This window comes from Streptomyces guryensis, from assembly GCF_021261325.1.
GTDB classification, from domain to species: domain Bacteria; phylum Actinomycetota; class Actinomycetes; order Streptomycetales; family Streptomycetaceae; genus Streptomyces; species Streptomyces guryensis.
In genome coordinates, this window is sequence record NZ_JAJSBI010000072.1 from 1 (window position 1) to 1,479 (window position 1,479).

Consider the following 1,479-nt stretch of genomic DNA (forward strand, 5'->3'; position numbering starts at 1 on the left):
GCCTCTATGTCTTTCGTCAAGCGAGGCGTGGGGTTCTGGGTTCGTAGAAGGTGCCGTCGCGGAGCATGGCGAACAGCACGTTGATCCGTTGTCGGGCCAGGCGGAGAAGTGCTTGGGTGTGGGTCTTCCCGCGGGCTCGGCACTTGTCGTAGTAGGTGCGGGAGGCCGGATCGTGCAGGGCGGCGAACGCGGACAGGAACATCGCGCGTTTGAGCTGGCGGTTGCCGCCTCGTGGTGCGTGTTCGCCGTGGATCGAGGTCCCCGACGACTTCGTGGTCGGGGCGAGGCCGGCGTAGGAGGCGAGGTGAGCGGCGGTGGGGAAGCTGGTGCCGTCGCCGACGGTGACCAGCAGCGTGGCGGCGGTCCTGACCGCGACTCCCGGGATCGAGGTCAGGACCTTCGAAAGAGGGTGTTGCTCCAGCAGGGCGCTGATCTGGGCTTCCGCGGCTCGTCGTTGTTCGTGGACGGCGCCGAGCGAGCGGGCCAGGGAGGGGATGACGATGTCGAGGGTGCCGGTGCCGGGAACGACGACGGTCTGTTCGTCGAGCGCGTCGAAGACCTCGTCGATCAGCCGCTTCGCCATCCTGGGGGCTTTGGGCCGGATCACTTCGACGAGCCTGCGACGTCCGGCTTTGCGCAGTGCGGCCGGGGATCCGTAGCGTTCCAGCAGCCAGGTCACGGCCTGGTGGTCCAGGCGCGGGCCGAGGACCCGCTCGAGGCTGGGGTGGAACTGGGTGAGCAGGCCGCGGATCCGGTTGCTGGTGCGGGTGGCCTCGGCGGCGAGGTCCTGGTCGAAGCCGACGAGCACGGTCAGCTGGGCGGTGATCTCGTCGGTGAGTTCCAGCGAGCGCAGGGTGTGCGGCATGGTGCGGGCCGCGTCCGCGATCACCGCGGCGTCTTTCGCGTCGGTTTTCGCCTCGCCGGGGTAGAGGTCGGCGATCCGCCGCATGGACAGGCCGGGCAGGTAGGCGACCTTGCAGCCGGTGTTCCGGGCGACCGTGAGCGGGAGGGCGCCGATGGAAGCGGGCTGGTCCACCACGACGAGGACGGTGCCGAACTTGGCCTTCAGCTTCTCGAAGACGTCCCGCAACTTCGGTTCGGTGTTGGGTAGTTGCTTGTCGAAGACCTTCTTGCCCGCCGGAGTCAGCCCGTGCCCGTGATGGGCGCTCTTGCCGACGTCCAGACCGAGGAAGACGCCTATCTCGTCGCTGTCGTTCAAGCCGTCCTCCCGAACGGATGTCATGCGTGCTGGCCTGGGCGTTGGCGTCGTGCGCGCATCCACGTTATGCAGACCTGCCGCCCGCGAGCGGTCCGGCGTTGCACCAGGCCAGGCGGTAGTCGGACCTCTGATCAGCGTCTCCAACGGCGCCTCTCGGGCCCGGTGGCACCACCCCCCAGGTCATCCCTTCGACAGGGGGGAACAGCCATGCCGGGCCCGGAGGCCAGCGGTCCCATTGCAGGACCGCAGAAAACATAACG

Annotated in this window: 1 protein-coding gene; it reads right to left on the reverse strand. The window is 68.3% G+C overall.

All coding sequences use genetic code 11. The features are described from left to right. Positions 1-16: 16 nt before the first annotated feature. Entirely contained in the window at positions 17-1,219 is a 1,203-nt protein-coding gene (locus tag LJ657_RS47990) for an IS110 family RNA-guided transposase (RefSeq protein ID WP_372488085.1), read from the reverse strand. Positions 1,220-1,479: the final 260 nt, after the last annotated feature.